The sequence below is a fragment of the Desulfovibrio sp. SGI.133 genome (genome assembly GCF_050313955.1).
Lineage (GTDB): Bacteria > Desulfobacterota > Desulfovibrionia > Desulfovibrionales > Desulfovibrionaceae > Desulfovibrio.
Genome location: NZ_JBNPMK010000003.1, coordinates 1 through 21,831, shown reverse-complemented (window position 1 = coordinate 21,831; position 21,831 = coordinate 1). Strand labels below are relative to the sequence as shown.

Genomic DNA, 21,831 nt, shown 5'->3' with positions numbered 1-21,831 from the left:
TAGTATTGTAAGGAGCAGGCATGGCATTCACACTTCAAACGCTCAGGGAACAGGCCGCCGCAGGCGAGGACAGCACACGCCAGTTCAAGTCCCGAATCGACAATGCGGATTCTCTGGCTGCGGAAATGGCCGCCTTCGCCAATGCCAACGGCGGCGTAATTTTTATCGGCGTGCAGGATGATGGAACACTGTCCGGCATAACATCCCGAGAATTGCATGATGCGAACCAGTTGATCGGCAACGCCGCCAGCCAGCATGTCCGCAGCCCGCTTGTGGTGCAGACGCAGAACATTCTTCTCGAAAATGGAAATGTGGTTATCGCCCTGACCGTTCCTGCAGGAATGGACAAGCCCTACTTTGACAGGAAAGGCGTCATCTGGCTGAAAGCCGGGGCGGACAAGCGACGTATCAATTCTAAAGAGGAACTGCGCCGTCTTTTTCAGTATACCAGCCAATTCCATGCCGATGAATTGCCCACAAAGGCGGGCATTAACAAACTGGACAAGCTGCTGTTCCGGGATTTTTTGAAAAAGCGGTATGACAGTGACTTCCCGGATACCCACGCAGAACAACTGCGCCTGCTGCAAAATCTGAACCTCGCCGCTGGCGATGGCAATCTCAATCTGGCCGGAGTGCTGCTTTTTGCCGAACAGCCGGAGCTGATTTTTCCGCAGTTCGTGGCAAAAGGCGTCCGCTTTCCGGGAATTGCCGTTCATACTGACAGCTACGATGACACCGAAGATTTTGAAGGTCCGTTGAGCAGACTTTTCAAGGACGCCCTGGCTTTTGTCATGCGCAACCTGCACAAGGTACAGGGCAAGAATGGCGTCAACTCACCGGGCACGCCGGAAATACCGGAACAGGTTTTTGAGGAACTGCTGGTCAACGCCCTTGTACACAGGGATTATCTTGTCAGCGCGCCCATCCGCATTTTCATTTTTGATGACCGCGTGGAAATCATCAGCCCCGGCACGTTGCCGAACAATCTGACCATAGCCAATATCAAAGCCGGCAATTCCAATATCCGCAACCCCATCCTGATTTCTTACGCCGCCAAGGGGCTTTTGCCCTACCACGGCATCGGCTCCGGCATTCTGCGCGCTCTTAAGGCATGGCCGGATATTGATTTTGAAGACGATCGGGAGAGTTCGCTGTTCAAGGCCATTGTACGCAGAACCCACCGGCCTGCGGAAAACACTGGGGTACTTGCACCAGAACTTGCATCAAAAACACAAAATTTGCACCAGAAACAAGGGCTTTCTGATGCAACTCTGCGCGATATTGCACCGGAAATTGCACCAGAACTTTTTGCGCTCCTTGAGCATATCTCCGCCAATCCGCGCATAACCACAACCGAACTCGCTACTGTTCTAAACGTGAGCCGACGCACGATTCTTTACAGAACAACCATGCTCAAGAAAAAGGGCATCTTGCGCCGCATCGGTCCCAGCAAGGGCGGACAATGGGAGATTCTCCCATGAAGTTTGTTCCCAACGGTTCGATTATCAAATTTCTGCTGATTGCTGTTCTGGGCTGTGGCCTTGCCTTTCTCATGGCATGGCTGACAACCATGTTTACCGTTATTAAAATTACGCAAGGCGTTTCACTTGCAGGAGTAGCGCTGATACTGCTCTGGTGCGTCGTGATCGGCGGGGCCGCTGTTTGGAGCATCTGCGCCTTTTGTGCGCTTTATGTGGGAACATGGCGCAAACATCACGTTGATCACGCAATCCGTCTGAGTGAAGCCATGCTCATGCTGCATGCTTCCACGAACCATGAACAGTTGGAAGCGCTTCGCCATTATCGTATCCGGGTGTTCAAAAGTCATGAAGCAATCCCGGCGGGAGGAAAACTCGGCGTGGATTGCCGTGAAGTTTCCAACTTTCTTTCTCCCATGCTCTTTGGGTTCAATAAGTTTTTTGCTCTCGGATCGCCCGAATATTGTTGCGATGCCACACAACTTTCCGCAATTGTGGAGGAAAATCAGACGCGCTGGTGTGGCGAAAGCAGTGTAGCTCCAAGCTGTGATGCCGCAAAACTCAACAGGGAGATTGAAGAGCTGAAAAAGAAATACAAGGAAATGACGGAGAAATATACCAGCGCAGCGGGACGAGAAGGCAAATTAAAAAACGAAATCGAACAAATGGAAGCACATATACACATTCTTGTCATATTAGCGAATAAGGTTACCAGAGAATTCACCCACCCACTCGCCAAACACGAAATTATGCGCCAATACAAGGAAATCGGCAAGACGTTGGGGGTTGAAAACGCTCCGGGCAATTACATAGAAATTTTTCGCAAGGCAATGCCGAAAGAGTATATCAACCACGGCGGAGCGCCTATTCAAAATCCCTGAAAGGCAAGAAACCTGACCTGCTCAGGTTCGCAGCCCTCAACTTGTCCCCGTTATAACATAGTAAAATAACATAAAAATTATCAACCTCCCTTTCTTAGGCCTAAGAAAGGGAGGTTTTGTTTCGCCTTTGCTAACACCCCGTCTGTTCAGCGTTTTCCTCTGGGCATAGGGTGTGTTCTCTCCAGATGCTTCTGGATGGATTCATACACTTCAGCCTGAATACAGGGAGATGCTGATGGCGACCAAAAAATTATCACCGCAAGAAGTTGCCGACATGTACGGCGTGAAGACATGCACACTGGCCCGCTGGCGCTGTAAAAAAGTTGGCCCGCGCTACGCCAAGCTCGGCAGCCGTGTCATGTACGACATAGAAGACCTTGAAGACTGGTTTACGTCACGCTGCGTCCATACCAGAGATTCCGCCCCTCAATTGAGGAAGCGATAATGAGCGCCGACATTCTGCACAGTTTTGGCGAGTGTCTGCGTGCAGCGGGGCTGGAGATCGAGGCCGTGCAGGCCGACGGCCTCCTGCACCGCTGTGGCACAGCGGACAGGCCCCATCGCAGGGACGGAGCGTACAAGGCGTTTCTGGCTACTCCGGCCTCCATCTGGTGGAAAAACTGGCGCACCGGCGATGAAGGTACATGGACATACAAGCCAGAAAAAGAACTGACCGCAGCCGAACGGGATGCCCTGCGTGAACGCATTCGGGCCATCAAAGCGCACAAGGAAACCGAGCAGAACCGCCGCTGGCAGGCCGCCGCCAAACTGGCCGCGAGCATCTGGAACTGTTCCCGAAACGCCGGGGACGACCATCCCTACCTGCAACGGAAGGGAGTCCCGGCCATCGGATTGCGCCGAACAAAAGATGGGCGTCTGATTGTGCCTGTCCTGAACCAGTCCGGCAGAATACAAAGTCTGCAATTCATCCTGCCGGAAAAACCTGCCGAAGGGACGGACAAGTTCTTTCTCAGGGGAGGACGCACGGGGGGAGGCTTCTTTTCCCTTTCCGCCGGAGACGGAAAGAAAGACGGCCCCCTGCTGATTGCCGAGGGGTATGCCACAGCGACCAGTCTTCATCTGGCGACCGGTTATGCCTGTCTTGTGGCCTTCAATGCCGGGAATCTGAAAGGCGTGGCCGTCATGGCCAGAGAGAGGTATGCAAAGCGTGAAATCATTCTCTGTGCCGATAACGACACGGAGACACAAGGGAATCCCGGCAAGAAGATGGCCTCTCTGGCGGCTCAGGCCGTGGGCGGCAAGCTGGCCGTCTGCCCGATTCATGAAGGCAAGGCGACGGACTTCAACGACCTGCACCGGCTGCGTTCCCTTGAAGCCGTCCGGGCCGTTGTGGAAGAAGCGCGAAAGCGGGATGACGACTGCCCCATGCCGGAAGGCTTTTTTCTGGTGAAGGAAGGCAGACGCGCCGGGCTGTACAAGCTGGAGACCAGATCGGACGGAGACAGTCAGGAAATCCGGCTTGGTCCTCCGCTTCTGGTCAAAGGCATGACGCGGGGAGCTGACGGCAACGAATGGGGCCTGATGCTGGAATGGATTGACCCGGACGGCAACAAGCACGCATGGGCCATGCCCGTGGAAATGCTGTTCCGGCAGGGAAACGACTGGTACAGCATACTGGCCTCCGGCGGGTGGTTCGGCAATCCGTCCACCCGGTCGAAGCTGGCGGCATTTCTGTCCACGGTCCGGCCTCTCCGACGGATACGCTGTGTTTTGCGCACAGGCTGGCATGAATCCGTCTACGTGCTTCCCGATACCGTTTACGGCGTAACAGAAGAAGACACCGTGCTGCAATCCTCGCAGCATGGCGGGTTGTACCGTATATCTGGAACGCCGGAAGGCTGGCGGGAGATAGCGGAATTGTGCGTCGGCAACTCCCGCCTCAGTTTTGCGTTATGTGCGGCCTTCACCGGGCCTTTGCTTCGCCTTGCCGGTCTGGAAGGTGGAGGCTTCAGTTTTGAGGGAGGCTCATCCTCCGGCAAGACCACGGCCTTGCAGATCGCCGCCTCCGTCTGGGGCGGCCCTGAGCATGTCCGAAGCTGGCGGGCTACGGACAACGGGCTTGAAGGCATCGCCGCCCTGCACAACGACAATGTGCTGATTCTGGATGAAATGGGGCAGGTCAACGGACGTGTTCTTGCCGAATGCGCCTACATGCTGGCCAACGGACAGGGCAAAGGCCGCTCGAACCGTGAAGGCGGAATTCGTCGTTCCCAGAACTGGCGTCTGCTCTTTCTCTCCAGCGGCGAACTTGGGCTTTCCGACAAGCTGGCCGAGAACGGTCTGAAGTCCAGAGGCGGACAGGAAGTGCGTTTCGTGGGGCTGCCTGTGGACTCGTCCATGCTCACCAGCCTGCATGGTCTTCCCGATGCCGGAGCCGTGGCCAATCGTATCAAACAACTTGCTTCCGAACATTACGGCCATGCGGGGCATGATTTCCTGCAAAAGCTGACGAAGGTCGAAACCCTGAACACCGTTCGGGAGGAAATCGGTCCGGCAATGGCCGATGCCGTCAGGCATCTTGTCCCCGAAGGCGCTGACGGACAGGTGCGACGTGTGGCCATGCGTTTCGCCCTGTGCGGCATGGCCGGAATGCTGGCCCTGCGGCTGGGCATCCTTCCCGAAAAGCTGGACGTACTGAACTGCATCGAAATCTGCTTCCGGGACTGGCTCACGGCAAGAGGCGGAACCGGAGCTTCCGAGGATACCGCCATCCTTTCCACGGTACGGCTGTTCATCGAACAGCACGGCGCAAGCCGCTTTCAGGACTTGGATACGCAAATGTCCACCTGCATCAACCGGGTGGGCTTTCAGCGCACTCGCAACGGCACGACCGAGTATCTGATTCTGCCGGAAAGTTTCAAATCCGAAGTTGTCAGTGGCTACTCGGAACGCCGCGCAATCAAAGTCCTTTCCGAGGCGTATTGGCTTCAGACCGAACGTCCGGGACGTTTCAAATCCAGAAGGACTCTTCCAGGCATGGGGCGTCAGGAGTGTTACGTTCTTGTCCTTCCCCAAGAAGAAACTGCTTCATAACCCTTATCCCAAAATACTGTCCCAAGTGTCCCAACTGTACCAATACTAATATATTCAGCATGTTATCTTGGTACAGTCGGCAAAATAAAAAGTGTCCCACGAAAAAACTGTCCCAATTAGCGGCTTGAATTTTGGGACAGTGGGACAGTCCTCAAAAACGTAAGTTATCATGTGCCCCACACGCAACCTATTGAAAAGAAAAGGTATGGGACGTTTGGGACACTTGGGACAGTCGAAAACATAAAGTTTCAGGAGCAGGAGCTATGTCCTATCTCGTACTCCACATGGACAAATTCAAGAAGGAAGCCATACGCGGCATCCAGAGCCACAACCGGCGGGAGCGGGAGAGCCACAGCAACCCCGATATTGACTACGACAGGAGCGCAGCGAACTACGAACTGCACGAAGCCGCCTCATCAAACTATGCCGAAGCCATTCAGAATCGCATTGACGAGCTTCTGCTGGTCAAGGCCGTGAGAAAGGACGCCGTGCGCATGTGCGGGCTTATCGTCACCTCGGACAAGGCGTTTTTTGATGGCCTCACGCCGGAGGAAACAAGGCGTTTCTTTGAGGAGAGCAAAGCCTTTCTCACGGAGTTTGTGGGCACGGAGAATGTCATTTCCGCAATGGTTCACATGGATGAAAAGACGCCGCACATGCACTTCCTTCACGTGCCGGTGACGCCGGACGGGAGGCTCAACGCCAACAAAATCTATACCCGTCAGAGTCTGCGGAAACTGCAAGCCGGGCTTCCCGCCCATCTGCAAAGCCGGGGCTTCGTCATTGAACGCGGCGTGGAACAGACACCCGGTTCCGCGAAAAGGCATCTGGATACCCGCGAGTTCAAGCAGCAACAGGAAGCATTGGAGAAACTGATTCAGGAATCCGAAGAGACTTCCCGAAATTCACGGCAGCTTATCAGCGCATTGGAACAGCGTGAGGAAGAGTTGAGAAAGAGCATTGAAGAGTATGAGCGGCAGGCTAAGGAAGCGGAAAAGGTGCTTCGGGAGGAGACCGATCTACCGAAAGCCTCTTTTCTCAATTATCCGTCCGTGCTGAAAAAAGCCTCTTCCCTCATTGAAGAACTGAAAAAGGCGCTTGCCGTCAAACACCTTGTCCAGCAGCGGGAAGAAACACTGCAACGGGAAGTGGATACCCTTCGCGGAAAACTGACGCGGCTTGAAGCGGGATACACGGCCCACAGAAAACAAAGCCATGAGGAAAAAAAGGAGCTGGAGAATCAGTTGAAGAAAATGAAGAGAATCATGGCAGGCTATCAGGAATTTCTGCGTCTGCCGGAAATCCGGCCGCTCCATATCGAGTTCGTGGAGCGTAAGCGTGCCGACCAGCTCCAACGTCAGCAGGAAGAGGAACGGCAGCGGCAGGAGCAGGAAGCGCGGGACAGGGAGCGTCGGCAGGCGCGCTCCGCCCGTGGCATGAGAATGAGGTAAGGCGTCGGAGGGAAATCTTCGCACAGGCCGAAGATATAGCCCACTATGCTTCACTTTGTGAAGCGTGGGCGACCGTCCCGCTCGACCGGAAAGACAAAACGCCAATCCGGGGAGATACCCCGGCGAAACACAGGAGAACACGCCATGACCATTACCGCGACTCAGTTGAAGGAAATCAGACAGGAGTTTGCCGCTCTCAAACCCGCTTCCGTCACATTGGACGGTAATCGAACCATGTCCGTGAAGGAAGCCGTGTTCATCCTTGCCCCAACACTGGAGCGCATGAAGAAGCGCGGCTTCGACACACAGGAGATTGTCGAAAAACTGCATGAAAAAGGAATTGAGGTGAAGGCCCAAACCCTGACCAAATACCTGACCGAAGCCAGACGGCAGCGGGAAGGACGAAAGGTAAAGAAGCAAGACACACCCCCGCCGCCTCCGAAACGCGAACAACGCTCCAGCTTCATTACTTCTGATATACCGGATGATGAATTGTGAAGATAGTGCTACCCCGTTCCCGTAGTCCTGGCATGGGGAGGTGAGAGCCTTTGGCCCCTGTTCGGCCCAAGAGGTCACATTGTGCGAACAAGCTTTTTCGTATAGTATCCGGGCACGTCAATTCTTGGTGAATACCCGTACTCCCCCCACCGGACACCTTGTGAACGGAAAAGTCGGATTACACGATACAGTCTAATCTTCCAATTGGGGCAGCAAGCTCATGACAGAGCAACAAATCGAACAAGAGCTGATAAAGCACCTGACTGATCTTAAATATATTTATCGACAGGATATTCACGATCGCGCTTCGTTGGAGGCCAACTTCCGGGAGAAATTTGAAGCTTTGAACCGGGTACGCCTGACAGACGGCGAATTTTCACGCCTGCTGGAACAAATTGTTACCCCAGACGTGTTCAGCGCCGCCCGACTTTTGCGCGAACGCAACAGCATTGAACGCGACGACGGCACACCGCTCTTCTACACACTGGTCAATATCAAGGATTGGTGCAAGAACACCTTTGAAGTTGTCAACCAACTCCGCATAAACACAGATTACAGCCACCACCGCTATGACGTCATATTGCTCATCAATGGCGTCCCTGTAGTGCAGATTGAGTTGAAAACACTGGCTATCAGCCCGCGCCGGGCAATGCAGCAAATTATTGACTACAAAAATGATCCCGGCAACGGCTACGGCAAAACACTGCTCTGTTTTTTGCAATTATTCATTGTCAGCAACATGAGCGACACATGGTATTTTGCCAACAATAACAACCGCCATTTCAGTTTTGATGCGGATGAACGCTTTTTGCCGCTCTATCAGTTTGCCGGAGACGACAACAAAAAAATTACCCAACTTGATCGTTTTGCAGACCGTTTTCTGGCCAAATGCACGCTGGCAGAGATGATCAGCCGTTATATGGTGCTGGTGGCCAGTGAACAAAAGCTCATGGTTATGCGCCCTTATCAGATATATGCCGTCCAGGCCATTGTGGACTGCATTCACCAAAACTGTGGCAACGGCTATATCTGGCACACCACAGGCAGCGGCAAAACGCTGACTTCCTTTAAGGCGTCCACCTTGCTCAAAGACAACCCGGACATAGAAAAGTGTCTGTTTGTGGTTGACCGCAAAGACCTTGACCGTCAGACGCGGGAAGAGTTCAATCGCTTTCAGGAAGGTTGTGTCGAGGCTAACACCAACACGGCTGCGCTGGTGCAGCGGCTGCTTTCCGATGATTACGCCGACAAGGTCATCGTCACCACCATTCAGAAACTGGGGCTTGCCCTCGATGCCGGCAATCCCGGCAACTACAAGGAGCGTCTGAAACCGCTGCGTAACAAGCGCATGGTGTTCATTTTTGACGAGTGTCACCGTTCTCAGTTTGGTGATAACCACAAAGCTATCAAAGACTTTTTCCCAAATGCTCAATTGTTCGGCTTCACTGGAACACCTATTTTTGAAGAAAACGCTTCCTATACGCAAATCACAGGGGAGCAAGGTTACTATAAAACTACAGCGGATATTTTTCAGCGTGAGCTACACGCCTATACTATCACTCATGCCATTGAAGATCGCAACGTGCTGCGTTTCCTTGTTGAATACTACAAACCAGAGGAAAAATGCGCCTCCAAGCTCAATGAGTCGATGCGCAAGCGTGCTATTGTGGAAGCTATACTGGATAAACACAATGCTTCAACCGCACAGCGCAAGTTCAATGCGTTGTTTGCCACATCGGGCATCATTCACGCGATAGAGTATTATCAACTTTTCAAAGAGATTCAGGCAGAGCGCACGGCGGCGGACAGCCATTATGAGCCGTTGAACATCGCCTGTGTGTTTTCCCCTCCTGCGGAAGGCAACAAGGATGTGCAGCAGATTCAAGAAGACCTGCCACAGGAAAAGCACGATAATGCCGAAGCTCCCGAAGAAAAAAAGGCTGCTCTCAAAACTATTATTGCCGACTATAATGCCAGCTACAACACAAATCACAGCATCAATGAATTTGATCTGTACTATCAGGACATACAAAAGCGCATCAAGGATCAGCAATATCCCAATGAGGACTTGCCTCACGCACAAAAGATCGACGTCACCATTGTGGTGGATATGCTGCTCACCGGTTTTGATTCCAAATTCCTCAACACCTTGTATGTGGACAAAAATCTCAAACATCATGGCTTGATTCAGGCATTTTCGCGCACTAACCGCGTACTGAACGACACCAAGCCCTATGGCAAGATTCTGGACTTCCGCCAGCAGGAAAAGGCCGTTGATGCGGCCATAGCCATGTTTTCCGGCGAAAAATCCGACACCGCCAGAGAAATCTGGCTTGTCGATCCCGCCCCTGCTGTCATTGCCAAATTGGAAAGCGCAGTCACGCAGCTGGATGCCTTTATGCACTCCCAGGGTCTGACGTGTGCCCCGGAAGACGTGAACAATTTAAAGGGTGACGAAGCCCGCTGCCAGTTCATCAATCTGTTCAAAGAGGTCAAGCGCCTGAAAACCCAGCTTGACCAATATACGGATCTCACCCCGGAACACGCCGAAACCATAGAAAAAATTATTCCGCCCGATCAATTGCAGGGCTTGCAGGGGGTGTACCTGGAAACTGCCCAGCGCCTGAAAGCCCAGCAGGAAAAGAAGGATGGCAAGACCAACTCTACAGATGATGCGATCCAGCAACTGGAATTTGAGTTTGTGCTCTTTTCCTCCGCAGTGATCGACTATGATTATATCATGAAGCTCATTGCCGGATATACCCAGGCGGTTCCGGGCAAGCAGTCCATGACCCGCGATGAACTCATCGGCCTTATCCAGGCCGATGCCAAATTTGTGGACGAGCGCGACGATATTGCCGCCTATATCAAGACGTTGAGCCCTGACAAGGGGATGAGCGAGGCCGCTATCCGTGAAGGATACAAGCAGTTCAAGGTCGAAAAAAATGCTCGCGAGCTGGCGGAAATCGCCGCAAAACACGGTCTTGAAGCGATCTCTCTGCAAGCTTTTGTGGACAGCGTCATGCAGCGCATGATCTTTGACGGTGAGCTGCTCGGCGAGCTGCTCGCCCCTCTGGACCTGGGCTGGAAGGCCCGCACCCGGAAGGAACTGGCCCTGATGGAAGACCTCATCCCCCTGTTGCGCAAGCTTGCCAAGGGGCGCGATATTTCGGGGCTGGGAGCCTATGAGTAACGCTGTTGCCATAAATCCGGCCTTGCTGACCTGGGCGCGAGAACGCGCCGGTGTGGAAGCATTTATGCTGGAAGATCGCTTCCCCAAGCTTACCGCATGGGAGGCGGGCGAAACGCAACCCACCTTGGCGCAATTGGAAAAATTTGCCCATGCCGTGCATGTGCCCATTGGGTATTTGTTTTTACCTGCCCCCGTGCAAGAAACATTACCCATCGCCGATTTTCGTACCGTCCCTGGCCATGCTTCTTTGCGCCCAAGCCCTGACCTGTTGGATGCGCTGTACCTCTGTCAGCAAAGGCAGGATTGGTATCGCGACTATGCCCGTATAAACGCTTTTGCACAGTTGGACTTCATAGGTAGTGCCACCATAGCAAGGGAGCCCGTGGCTGTGGCAGAATCCATGCGCCACATCTTGGGGCTTATCTTGACGGAGCGCCAGCAACTGCCTAGCTGGGAAGATGCCTTGCGCCAACTTGTCGCGAAGGTCGAAGACGCAGGCGTGCTGGTTATGGCGAGCGGCATTGTGGGAAGCAATACCCACCGGACGCTGCGCGTGGAAGAATTTCGCGGCTTTGCGCTAGCCGACGAGCTGGCCCCCCTAATCTTTATCAATGGCGCGGACAGCAAGGCGGCACAAATGTTTACGCTGGCGCACGAACTCGCCCATCTGTGGCTGGGGAAAAGTGGTATTTCCAATACCGAGGCAGGCCGCCTGCCCGAGCAACGCACAGAGCGCTGGTGCAATACCGTTGCCGCTGAACTTCTAATGCCCCTTCAGGCGACACGTGAAGCCTACAGGCCCGACCTGCCGCTGACGGATGAAATGACCCGGCTGGCGCGTCTGTTCAAAGTCAGCACGCTGGTGGCCCTGCGCCGCCTGTTTGACGCTGGGTTCATTGACAAAGACCAGCTTTGGCAACTTTATCGCACTGAACTGGCACATGCCCAGGCACGCGGTCAGCGCTCCGGCGGTGGTGACTTTTATCGCTCTCTGGGCGCACGCACCAGCAAGCGCTTTACGCGGGCCTTGTTGGCCAGCACATTGGAGGGACAGACTCTGTTCCGCGACGCTTTCCGCCTGCTGGGAGTAAAAAAGAGCGATACACTTTTCAGCGCGGCGCGTGCGCTGGGGGTAGCGCCATGACCTACCTACTGGATGCCAACGTTTTCATTCAGGCAAAAAATCTGCACTACGGTCTGGATTTTTGCCCGGCTTTCTGGGAATGGCTGGCAGAAAAAAATGCGGCAGGCACGGTGTGCAGCATCGACAAGGTGGCGGATGAGCTGGAAGCCGGATCGGATGAACTGACCACCTGGATGCACCGGCAAAACCCGGACCTGTTCCGCAAAACCGACGCGCACGTCATGCCCCATTTTGCCACAGTCAGCACCTGGGTTATGGGGCAGAACTACGAGCAAACAGCCATCAACACCTTTTTGCAGGTGGCGGACTACTACCTGATTGCCCATGCTCTGGCCGACAACCTTGTAGTTGTGACCCACGAGGTGCCTGCCAGCTCAACCAAAAAAATTAAAATCCCCAACGTCTGCGCCGGGCTCGGCCTGCGCTTTATGACTCCCTACCAGATGTTGCGCGTTGAAAGAGCGCGTTTCGTACTTGGGTTCGTATGAACAAGGCTGAAATAATGACCAAAAAGCATGACAAGAAATGTCCCCTGGCTCCGCGCCTGCGCTTTCCTGAATTTCGGGATGAATGGTACAGCCAAGCGCTGGGTGCAATCGCTTCCATTATCAAAGAAAAAGCGGGGAATAAAAAGTGTACTTTGATGAGTATTATGACAGGAGTCGGCCTTATTTCACAAATTGACAAATTTGGAAAAGAAATTGCTGGAAATCAATATAAAAATTATATTATCTTACGCAATAATGATTTTGCGTACAATAAAAGTGCGACAAAAGATTATCCACAGGGATTCATTGCTCTTTATACAGGCTCTGAAATTGCCGCAGTGCCTAATAGTATATTTACTTGCTTTAAAGTTCAACAGAAAATAATTGTTCCTGCATATTTAAACTATCTGTTTTTAGGCAATTTTCATGGAAAATGGCTACAAAGGTACATTACCGTTGGGGCACGAGCGCATGGTTCCTTAAGTATTGATGATGACGACCTGCTGTCATTACCAATACCTTATCCCAAAGGAGTTTCTTCCTTGGGCGAGCAGCAAAAGATTGCCGACTGCCTATCCTCCCTCGATGAACGCATTGCCGCCGAAACTAATAAGTTTGACAGGCTCAAAGACCATAAAAAAGGGCTGCTCAAACAGCTTTTTCCGGCAGAAGGCGAAACGCTACCGCAGTTGCGTTTTCCTGAGTTTGGAAACTCTGGGAAATGGCAAAAAATAGCATTAAGTGATATTTGCGATATCATTACTGGATATACGTTTCCTGAATGCTTACAAGGTAAGATACATGGACTCTATCCATTTTGTAAAGTTAGTGACATATCTAAAGCAGTAAGCGAGCATGGTGGGTTATTGGACAGAGCTCTAAATTATGTAGGCGATGATGAGCTTTCGATATTGAAAGCGAAGCCGCTTCCTGTTGGGACTACCGTATTTGCAAAGATCGGAGAGGCACTTCGGCTTAATAGACGAGCCATTACTACAGTTGAATGTCTCATTGATAATAATGCAGTAGGGATTAAAGCAAAATCAAAAAAATCAACTGATTATTTTCTGTATACACTATCACAACTGATAGATTTAAGTGAATACTGCGGGGGAGCTGTTCCATCTGTAAACAAAACAGTATTAGAAAATATTTCCGTAGTGATTCCTACCAGTTATGAGCAACAACGCATCGCCGACTGCCTGTCGTCTCTTGATGAACTCATCGCCTCCCAGACCCAAAAAATCGATCTGCTCAAAGACCACAAAAAAGGGCTTATGCAGCAGCTTTTCCCACGCATTGACGAGGTTCTGGCATGAGTAATTCACGAAAAATCTGGGAATTTCAATCTCTTCCCAAACTGGTGACGCGTCTTCGAGATGACCTGAATAACGTAAATTATGTATTGCTGTTCGCCTACAACGGCACAGGAAAAACCCGTCTTTCCATGGAATTCAAAAATGCAGGAAAAAAAGACGGCAGCAGCGATACGCTCTATTTCAATGCCTACACCGAGGATCTCTTTTTCTGGGACAATGATCTTGAAAACGATACGGAGCGTTATTTACGTCTTAACACAGCCTCTAGCTTTTTTTCCGGCTTTAAAGAGCTGGCGCTGGAAGAAAAAATTTTTTCATATCTCGAACGCTATGCGAATTTTGACTTCAAGATTGACTATGAGCAGTGGTTGATTTCGTTTTCTCGTGGCGAAGAAGAAAATATCAAGATTTCTCGTGGCGAAGAAAATATCTTTATCTGGTGTATTTTCCTTGCCATTTGCACCCTTGTTATTGAAGGACACGAGTCCTATGCATGGGTGAAATATATCTATATTGATGACCCAATATCATCTCTTGATGATAATAATGCCATTGCCGTGGCAACAGACCTTATCAATACACTAAAAAAACCAGAGAATGCCATAAAATGTATCATTTCTTCCCATCATGGATTGTTTTTTAATGTCCTGTGGAATGAGTTCAGGCGCTCACGTACAAAATATAACACTTATTTCTTTTACCGCACGGCACAAGGTGAAAAGTACTCTTTGCAAAAAACGGATGAAGCACCCTTCTTTCATCATGTGGCCATGCTCAGCGAGTTGCAGCATGCTGTAGAGAGTAACCACATCTACACGCATCATTTCAATGCCTTGCGCAGCATTATGGAAAAAACAGCTGTCTTCTTTGGCTACAAAGATTTTTCATCGTGCGTTCATGGAGTTGATGACGAAGTGCTGTATACGCGCGCCCTCAATCTCTTGAGCCATGGCCAATACTCCATCTATACCCCTCGGGAGATGATGGACGACACCAAAGAGCTTTTTAAAAGTATTTTCACGGCATTTCTGAACCGCTACCAATTTGAAATTCCCAAGCTCACCAAAGAAATTGCCAACACCTCTAACTCCAAGGAACAGGCATGACCGAACAAAACCAAAAACAACTGGGCGCTGTCCTTTGGAGCATTGCCGATACCCTGCGCGGAGCCATGGATGCGGACGACTTCCGCGACTATATGCTTGCCTTTCTCTTTTTGCGCTACCTGTCTGACAATTATGAGGCCGCAGCCAAAAAGGAATTGGGAAACGAGTACCCCGATGCCAGCACACAGCCCGGCGTGACGCCCCTTCGCATCTGGTATGCCGCCAATCAGGATGATGTGCCGGACTTTGAAAAGCTTATGCGTCGTCGCGTACATTACGTCATCAAGCCGGAGTATCTCTGGGGTAGTATTGCCGAAATGGCGCGCACGCAGGATGGGGAATTGCTGAACACCCTTCAGGACGGCTTCAAATATATTGAAAATGAATCCTTCGACAGCACTTTTCAGGGGCTGTTTTCAGAAATCAATCTCACTTCTGAAAAGCTTGGTAAGCGCTACGCCGAACGCAATGAGAAACTTTGTGATATTATTAAGAAAATTGCCGAAGGCTTATCCAGCTTTTCCAGTGAGGGCGATACGCTGGGCGACGCCTATGAATATCTGATCGATAAATTCGCGGCAGGCTCCGGCAAAAAAGCTGGCGAGTTCTATACACCACATGAAATATCCAACATTTTATCAGGGATAGTGACGCTGGACAGCCAGGATCCCAGCACCGGCCCCAAAAAGCATCTTGCCAGCGTGCTTGATTTCGCCTGCGGTTCCGGTTCGCTTTTGCTCAATGTACGGAGGCGCATGGGCGCGCAAGGCATAGGCAAAATCTACGGTCAGGAAAAGAACGTCACCACCTATAACCTGGCGCGCATGAACATGTTGCTGCATGGTGTGAAGGACTCGGAATTTGAGATATTCCACGGCGACACTCTGACCAACGACTGGGACATGCTGCGCGAAACCAATCCCGCGAAAAAAACCTATTTCGATGCTGTGGTGGCCAATCCCCCTTTCAGCTACCGCTGGAATCCCAATGAGGCGCTGGGCGAAGACGTGCGTTTCAAAAATTATGGGCTGGCCCCGAAATCCGCCGCAGACTTCGCCTTTTTGCTGCACGGCTTCCACTATCTGAAGAGGGAAGGCACTATGGCCGTTATCCTGCCGCATGGCGTACTATTCCGTGGCGGCGCGGAGGAACGCATCCGCCGCAAGCTGCTTGAAGACGGCAACATAGACACCATTATCGGCCTGCCCGCCAATCTTTTTTATTCCACGGGCATTCCCGTATGCATCCTTGTGCTCAAAAAATGTAAAAAATCTGATGACGTGCTCTTCATCAATGCCTCCGAGCAATTTGACAAGGGTAAGCGGCAAAACAGACTGTCCACGGACCACATAAAAAAAATTGTAGATACCTATCAGTTCCGCACAGAAGAAGAACGGTATTCCAGATGTGTCGACATGGAAGAAATTTCCGAAAACGGCTACAATCTGAATATTTCCAGATACGTCAGCACGACAATGCCGGAAAAGGAAATTGACCTTGCCGATGTTCATAAGAAAATGATAGCAGTGGATGAACAAATCAAAGCCGCCACGGAAAAACACAATACGTTTTTGAAAGAGCTGGGTTTGCCCCTCTTGCCATAGGGAAACACGTTATCTTTTACGAAGGAATAGCTCATGGCTCAAATCACTAATAAGCGTCTTGGGGAGCTGATACAGGCCCTTTTCCGCATTCTTGAAAAGTACCCAGACGGCATGAAAGCCAGAGATGCCTTGGCGGCGTTGGCTGCTACCGTCACGCTTACAGAATATGAGGCGGGTAGTTATGAAAGCGGGCGACGCTTTGAAAAAATTGTGCGCTTTGCCACTGTAGATACGGTACGCGCGGGCTGGCTCATCAAGAATGACGGCATATGGACGCTGACCGGAGAAGGAGCGAAAGCCCTGAAGCTGTATAAAGATCCATTGGAATTCCACAAGAAAGCCGCACAGATATACCAGTGCTGGCTCAAGGATCATAAAAAGAGCAAGACTGGACTTGATTCGCCCATCGCCGAAGAAAGTGACCTTGAAGACGAAAGCGACAAAAGCGTCAGTGTCTCCTATGAGGAAGCGAAGGAACAAGCACAGGAAAAAATCGACACCTTCCTGCACGCTATGGACGCCTATGACTTCCAGAGGCTTGTCGCTGAACTGCTTAAAGCCATTGGCTACCACGTGACCTGGATTGCTCCTCCGGGCAAAGACGGCGGCGTGGATATTCTGGCCTACACCGATCCTCTGGGTACGCAGGGACCGCGCATCAAGGTACAGGTCAAGCAACAGCAAAAAGCCGTCACAGAGCCCGACCTGAAGTCCTTTATGGCAAATATCGGTCAGCATGACAGCGGCATTTTTTTCTGCACTGGCGGATTCACCAAGGATGCCGAGGCGTATGCCCGCAGTCAGGAAAGCAAACGTATCATGCTTGTGGATAGTGCCAAACTTGTCCAGCTCTGGACGGATAATATCCCCCGCCTCAGCGATCAAGCATGGCAAAGATTACCACTGACGCCCATCTATTTTTTGACGCCGGAAGGGTAGGCTCTACAATGGGGAAATGGTTAGGAAAGCAGTTAGGACGTTCCTTGAGGCATCCCCGGCCAGCTGAAACACAGGGAGCAAATTTTCCTTTTCCCACCATGCTCCTCCTACATACGGAATACCGAGCCGAAACCTCTTCAAGTCCAGTCAGTCCGCATCAATCCACGCCATCCACTATCTCCCACTTTCCCCTTCTGGTTAGAAATAGGTTAGAAAAATGAAAAGGCACTTATGGTTATGATTCCATAAGTGCCTGAACTTCTTGGTTGCGGGGGCAGGATTTGAACCTACGACCTTCGGGTTATGAGCCCGACGAGCTACCGAGCTGCTCCACCCCGCGACGCGGTAGCATTCACACGTCATCCGTGCGAGAAGTCCTTTCTAGCTAAAAGCCCCCTGCCTGTCAATAAAAAAATCATTTTTGGGCAAATTTTTTTATTGCCGTTCTCCAGGACTTTGCCTGCAAGGAGTTCATCTACCTGAAATCGCTTATGTTCTTTTTCAGGAGCGGGCCTGTGCCGCTTTCCTGCGCATCCAGAGCGGCAGCAGGCAGAGCAGCAGGGCCGCTGCCGTGAGGTAGGCCGCATCCATGCCCCAGATATCCTGCACGCCGTAGGCCAGCACCGGGCCCGCAGCCGCGCCGCAATCCACGATGAAGGCATAGGAGGCCAGCGTATGCGTGGGATGGCCGTGCCGTTCGGCCGTATCCGAGGCTGCGGCATCGGAGAGGGTGGCCAGGCCCGTGGCGCAGAGCTGCGAGCAGAGCAGCAGCGGCAGCCACAAGGGCGCGGGCAGATACAGGGCCACCAGGGCCAGCGCACAGGCGCCGCCGCCAAGGCAGGCGCACAGCACCGGGCCCCGACCGCGCGGGCCGTCGGAAAGGCGGCCGAACCACGGCGCCAGCCACGGCTCCCAGAGCCAGCGCAGGGCCTGCAACGTCCCGGCCAGGGTGGCGCAACCGATGACGAGGCCGCCGGCAAGGGCCAGCTCGCCCACGTGCAGGGCCACCATGCGGCTGAGAGTAGCGGCATAGATGCCCTGGAAGACCAGGGCCACCAGCAGCCCGGTGATGAAGGCGCGCCGCATGTCGGGGTGGCGCAGGTACAGACCCGAAAGCAGGGATGTGGCGGCCTGGCTTGCCGCTCCGGTGGCGCGGCCGCTGCGGGGGATGCGGGTCAGGGCCAGCGGCAGGCCCGTCAGCGTCAGGGCGCCGAAGAGCAGGGCCACGGTGGAGAAACCCAGCAGGTCGGCCAGAAGGCCGCCGCCGATCATACCCAGCAGGCTGCCCAGGCGCACGAGGCCGTTGTAACTGCCCATGAGATAGCCGCGATTGTCCTTGCGGGAAGCCGCCATCAGGGCGAACAGGGAGCCGAGGCGCAGGAGCGTCCAGGCCAGGCCCCAAAGGCAGCGCAGCAGCAGCCAGAGCGCAAAGGACTGGGCCACGCCGTACAGCAGGGTGGTCGAGGCGGCCAGCACCACGGCCAGGGCCATGCCGGTGCGCTGGTCGATGCGGGTATAGAGCAGGCGCACCAGCGGGTTGAGCGGCAGACGCACCAGCCGGTTGACGGCCAGCAGCACGCCCACCTGCCAGAGCGCGGTCAGGCCGCATTCCTGCCAGAACAGGGGCAGGGCGATGTAGAGCATGGTGTCGCCGGTCAGGCAAAAGGCCGAGACCACGGCCATGCTGCGGGCCAGACGCCGGGCTGCGGCGTCATCGGGGCAGGATGGGGAAGGAGCGCTCATGGGCCTGTCCTCTGGCACGGACTCAGTCCAGGCGCCGGGCCAGTGCGGCCACGGCCAGCCGGGCCAGCAGTTCCAGGCCCCGGGGCAGGACGCTCTCGTCGAAGGTGAAATGGCTGGTGTGATGCCCGTCGGACCTGTTGGCGCCCAGTTGCAGATAGGCCGCCAGACCGCCGTCTTCCTGCACCTTGTTCATGAACCAGCCAAAGTCCTCCGAGGCCCAGAAGTCGGCCTTGCGGCGTACTTCGCGGAAGGTGCCCATATCCCGGGCCGTGCGTTCCACCAGATCCACCAGCTCGGGGCTGGACATGGCGCCCGGGCAGTGGCTCTGGCAAAGGAAGCGGCTGCGGCAGCCGTGCATGCGCGCCGCGCCGTCCACCACGCGCCGGGCCTCGGCCAGCATGTAGCCGTTGATGTCCCCGTTTTCGCCGCGGGTCTCGCCGCGCAGCCAGGCCTTGGCCGGGATGATGTTGGGGGTCTCGTTGACGTGCATCTCGCCCACGTTGATGCGCGAAGCCCCCTGACCGTGGCGGGCGATGGCCAGTAGGTTGGTCACGGCCGTACAGGCGGCCAGCAGGGCGTTGCGGCCTTCGTGCGGGGCCAGCCCCGCATGGGCGCTCTGGCCGGTGAAGAAGACTTCGAAGTTTGTGGTGGCCAGGAATTTGTCCGTACCGCAGACCAGATCGCCGCTGCGGCTGGCCTGCATGCTCAGGTGCAGGCCGAACAGGGCCCGGACGCCGTCCACGGCCCCGGCGGCCACCATACCGGGCGCGCCTTCGCCCTCTTCCTCGGCAGGCTGGAAGATCAGGCGGATGCGGCCGCTCAGGTGGCGTGACAGCTTGTCCCGCAGGCCGCCCAGCAATCGGGCCAGCTCCACGCCCAGGGCCACATGCCCGTCATGCCCGCAGGCATGCATGCAGCCCGCATGGCAGGAGGCGAAGCCTTGCGCCGCAGGGAAGTGATCTTTGTCCGTGGCTTCGGTAATGCCGGCGTTGGCGTCCATGTCGAAACGGAAGGCCACCAGCGGGCCGCGCTCGTCTTCAGGGGTGCCGGGGGCGTCCAGATCAAGGTCGCCCCACAGGCCCGTAAGGCCGCCGGCCATGCAGGCCACCAGAGTGGGGTCGGCGCCCTCGTTGAGGGCCCGGCCGCTCTGGGCCGTACAGAAAGCCGCCTCGGGCTGACGGGGACGGGCCGAAGGCCGCAGGGCATTGGCCCCCAGGGTGAGCCGGAAACCGGCATCCTGCAGGGCTCGGGCCACCAGCGAAGCGGTCAGGTATTCGCCCCAGGCCGGTTCCGGGTGGCGGTGCAGGTGACGGCGCAGGGCCGTCAGTCGCGGGCCGGCCTCCCCGGCCCTTCGTCGGATCTCCTCCGCAAGACGTTCCATATGGGCATCTCCTTTGACGCGGCACATTGCCAAGGCCGCCTGCACAGGATATATGCCGGAGACACGTTCATGCAAGCCGCCGGATGCCTTGCGGCGGCTTTCCATTTTTCACGAGGGACCTATGCTCACCCTGATTCTCGCTGTCAGTGTCGCGGTCGTCATCTCCTTTACCTGTTCTCTGACGGAGGCGGCCCTGTACGCCGTGCCCTGGTCAGCCATCGAGAAGATCCGCAACGACGGCAGGCCCGTGGGGGAAGTGCTCTTCCGCCTGCGCAGCAATGTGGAAAAACCCATCGCCGCCATCCTTACCCTGAACACCGTGGCCAATACCGCGGGCTCCGCCGTGGCGGGCGCGGCCTTCATGGCGGCTTTCGGCGCCGAATACATGGCCCTGTTCGCCGCCGGTTTCACGGTGCTCATCCTGGCCTTCGGCGAGATCGTGCCCAAGACCCTGGGCGTGGCCTATGCCACCTCCATCGCCGTGGTGCTGGCCCGGCCGCTGGAAGTGGCGGTCAAGCTGCTGACCCCGGTCATCTGGCTGACGGGCCTGCTGACCCGTTTGCTGACGCCGCCGTCCAACGGCCCGGACATCTCCGAGGACGATATTCGCGCCGTGACCAGCCTGTCGCGTCAGGCCGGGCAGATCAAGGCCTATGAGGAGGCCTACATCCGCAACATCCTGGCCCTGGACCAGAAGCGGGTCTACGACATCATGACCCCGCGCACCGTGGTCTTCTCCCTGCCCGAAGACATGACCGCCGCCGAGGCCTACAAGAACCCGCGCCTGTGGCATGTGAGCCGCATCCCCGTCTACGGCGAGGACAACGAGGATCTGGTGGGCCTGGTGGACCGCCGTACCATCCTCCACTGCCTGCTGGAAGAAAAGGGCGAGACGCCGCTCTCCGAGATTATGAAACCCCTGCACTTCGTGCTGGAGAGCCAGACCCTGGACAAGCTGCTCAAGGAGCTGCTGCACTCGCGTTCGCATTTGTTCGCCGTGCTCGACGAATACGGCGGCCTTGCCGGTGTGGTGACGCTGGAGGACGTGTTCGAGGAGATGCTCGGCAGCGAGATCATGGACGAGAGCGACAGCGTGGCCGACCTGCGCCAGATGGCCCGGCAGCGGCGCCAGGCCCTGCGGGCGGCCGGTCTGCTGGAACAGCAGAAAAAGGAAGAACAGGCGGAACAGTCCCGGTCATGACCGGGCGGCAGATGCCCTGATACAGATTGATGTGATGACGAAGCCCCGGCGGAACTGCCGGGGTTTCTGCGTTTGGGGGGCAAAAAGACTTGAGGGGAGGGAGGACCCCTCTGCTGGCGCGAGAGCGGTCCTCCCTCCCCTCAAACTCCCCTCCCTCTCCCCAGCGCGCTTTGCTAGGGGGGATGAGCGACGTGACAGGGGAAAAGAGAAATCCCGCTGGTTGGCTGTAGGGAGGAAAAAGGGCGTGATTGCGTCCTTACGGGCATCGACAGCAACGCGCGACCGAAAGGCGGCCGGAGGCCGTGCCCGTTGGCGACGAAGGGAGCCTTACGGGCATCGACAGCAACGCGC

General features: G+C 54.7%; 16 protein-coding genes, 1 tRNA gene and 1 pseudogene. 15 read left to right on the top strand and 3 right to left on the bottom strand.

Translation table 11 applies throughout. From position 1 onward, the window contains the following. The first annotated feature begins 20 nt into the window (after positions 1 to 20). The 14 genes and pseudogenes from ACQRBR_RS05245 to ACQRBR_RS05180 all read left to right on the top strand — a co-directional run bounded on the left by ACQRBR_RS05245 (position 21) and on the right by ACQRBR_RS05180 (position 17,155). Positions 21 to 1,481, top strand: a complete 1,461-nt coding sequence (locus tag ACQRBR_RS05245) for an RNA-binding domain-containing protein (protein WP_427812498.1) — start codon at positions 21 to 23, stop codon at positions 1,479 to 1,481. Then, positions 1,478 to 2,359, top strand: a complete 882-nt coding sequence (locus tag ACQRBR_RS05240; protein WP_279076167.1) for a hypothetical protein — start codon at positions 1,478 to 1,480, stop codon at positions 2,357 to 2,359. Before ACQRBR_RS05245 ends, ACQRBR_RS05240 begins: the two co-directional genes overlap by 4 nt. Positions 2,360 to 2,594: 235 nt before the next feature. Continuing rightward, the gene (locus tag ACQRBR_RS05235) at positions 2,595 to 2,804 is read left to right on the top strand and encodes a helix-turn-helix transcriptional regulator (RefSeq protein ID WP_427812497.1); all 210 of its coding nucleotides are present in this window, start codon (positions 2,595 to 2,597) and stop codon (positions 2,802 to 2,804) included. Beyond that, positions 2,804 to 3,625 (top strand): annotated as a pseudogene (locus ACQRBR_RS05230) (toprim domain-containing protein); the annotation flags it as partial. The gene ACQRBR_RS05235 and the pseudogene ACQRBR_RS05230, both read left to right, overlap by 1 nt. A gap of 120 nt (positions 3,626 to 3,745) precedes the next feature. Beyond that, on the top strand, positions 3,746 to 5,413 hold the full coding sequence (locus ACQRBR_RS05225) for a DUF927 domain-containing protein (RefSeq protein WP_427812634.1): 1,668 nt from the start codon (positions 3,746 to 3,748) through the stop codon (positions 5,411 to 5,413). A 263-nt stretch (positions 5,414 to 5,676) separates the two neighbouring features. Next, a complete protein-coding gene (gene mobV, locus ACQRBR_RS05220) occupies positions 5,677 to 6,864 on the top strand; it encodes a MobV family relaxase (protein ID WP_427812496.1) in 1,188 nt (395 codons plus the stop codon). A gap of 144 nt (positions 6,865 to 7,008) precedes the next feature. After that, complete coding sequence (locus ACQRBR_RS05215) at positions 7,009 to 7,362, top strand: protein MobC (protein ID WP_412625917.1); 354 nt, start codon at positions 7,009 to 7,011, stop codon at positions 7,360 to 7,362. Between the two features lie 220 nt (positions 7,363 to 7,582). Further along, a complete protein-coding gene (locus ACQRBR_RS05210; RefSeq protein ID WP_427812495.1) occupies positions 7,583 to 10,555 on the top strand; it encodes a type I restriction endonuclease subunit R in 2,973 nt (990 codons plus the stop codon). After that, on the top strand, positions 10,548 to 11,699 hold the full coding sequence (locus ACQRBR_RS05205) for an ImmA/IrrE family metallo-endopeptidase (protein ID WP_427812494.1): 1,152 nt from the start codon (positions 10,548 to 10,550) through the stop codon (positions 11,697 to 11,699). Before ACQRBR_RS05210 ends, ACQRBR_RS05205 begins: the two co-directional genes overlap by 8 nt. Then, positions 11,696 to 12,187, top strand: coding sequence for a DUF4411 family protein (locus ACQRBR_RS05200; RefSeq protein ID WP_427812493.1), 492 nt, complete (start codon positions 11,696 to 11,698; stop codon positions 12,185 to 12,187). Before ACQRBR_RS05205 ends, ACQRBR_RS05200 begins: the two co-directional genes overlap by 4 nt. After that, a complete protein-coding gene (locus ACQRBR_RS05195) occupies positions 12,184 to 13,506 on the top strand; it encodes a restriction endonuclease subunit S (RefSeq protein ID WP_427812492.1) in 1,323 nt (440 codons plus the stop codon). Before ACQRBR_RS05200 ends, ACQRBR_RS05195 begins: the two co-directional genes overlap by 4 nt. After that, positions 13,503 to 14,612 carry an AAA family ATPase gene (locus tag ACQRBR_RS05190; RefSeq protein ID WP_427812491.1) on the top strand — a complete coding sequence of 370 codons (1,110 nt, stop codon included), beginning with the start codon at positions 13,503 to 13,505 and terminating at the stop codon, positions 14,610 to 14,612. The genes ACQRBR_RS05195 and ACQRBR_RS05190 overlap by 4 nt, the downstream gene beginning before the upstream one ends. Next, positions 14,609 to 16,216: a type I restriction-modification system subunit M gene (locus tag ACQRBR_RS05185; protein WP_427812490.1), complete on the top strand. Its 1,608-nt coding sequence runs from the start codon at positions 14,609 to 14,611 to the stop codon at positions 16,214 to 16,216. The genes ACQRBR_RS05190 and ACQRBR_RS05185 overlap by 4 nt, the downstream gene beginning before the upstream one ends. A 33-nt stretch (positions 16,217 to 16,249) precedes the next feature. Beyond that, positions 16,250 to 17,155 carry a restriction endonuclease gene (locus tag ACQRBR_RS05180; protein ID WP_371298689.1) on the top strand — a complete coding sequence of 302 codons (906 nt, stop codon included), beginning with the start codon at positions 16,250 to 16,252 and terminating at the stop codon, positions 17,153 to 17,155. Positions 17,156 to 17,418: 263 nt separating this feature from the next. On the opposite strand, the gene ACQRBR_RS05175 is transcribed toward ACQRBR_RS05180, so the two are convergent. The 3 genes from ACQRBR_RS05175 to ACQRBR_RS05165 form a co-directional block, all read right to left on the bottom strand. Then, positions 17,419 to 17,495: transfer RNA gene (locus ACQRBR_RS05175), tRNA-Met, on the bottom strand. 161 nt (positions 17,496 to 17,656) lie between these two features. After that, complete coding sequence (locus ACQRBR_RS05170; RefSeq protein ID WP_427812489.1) at positions 17,657 to 18,898, bottom strand: MFS transporter; 1,242 nt, start codon at positions 18,896 to 18,898, stop codon at positions 17,657 to 17,659. A gap of 22 nt (positions 18,899 to 18,920) precedes the next feature. Then, on the bottom strand, positions 18,921 to 20,279 hold the full coding sequence (locus ACQRBR_RS05165; protein WP_427812488.1) for an amidohydrolase: 1,359 nt from the start codon (positions 20,277 to 20,279) through the stop codon (positions 18,921 to 18,923). A gap of 121 nt (positions 20,280 to 20,400) precedes the next feature. Here ACQRBR_RS05165 and ACQRBR_RS05160 point away from each other — a divergent pair, with 121 nt between their 5' ends. Beyond that, on the top strand, positions 20,401 to 21,480 hold the full coding sequence (locus ACQRBR_RS05160; RefSeq protein WP_006006750.1) for a CNNM domain-containing protein: 1,080 nt from the start codon (positions 20,401 to 20,403) through the stop codon (positions 21,478 to 21,480). Positions 21,481 to 21,831: the final 351 nt, after the last annotated feature.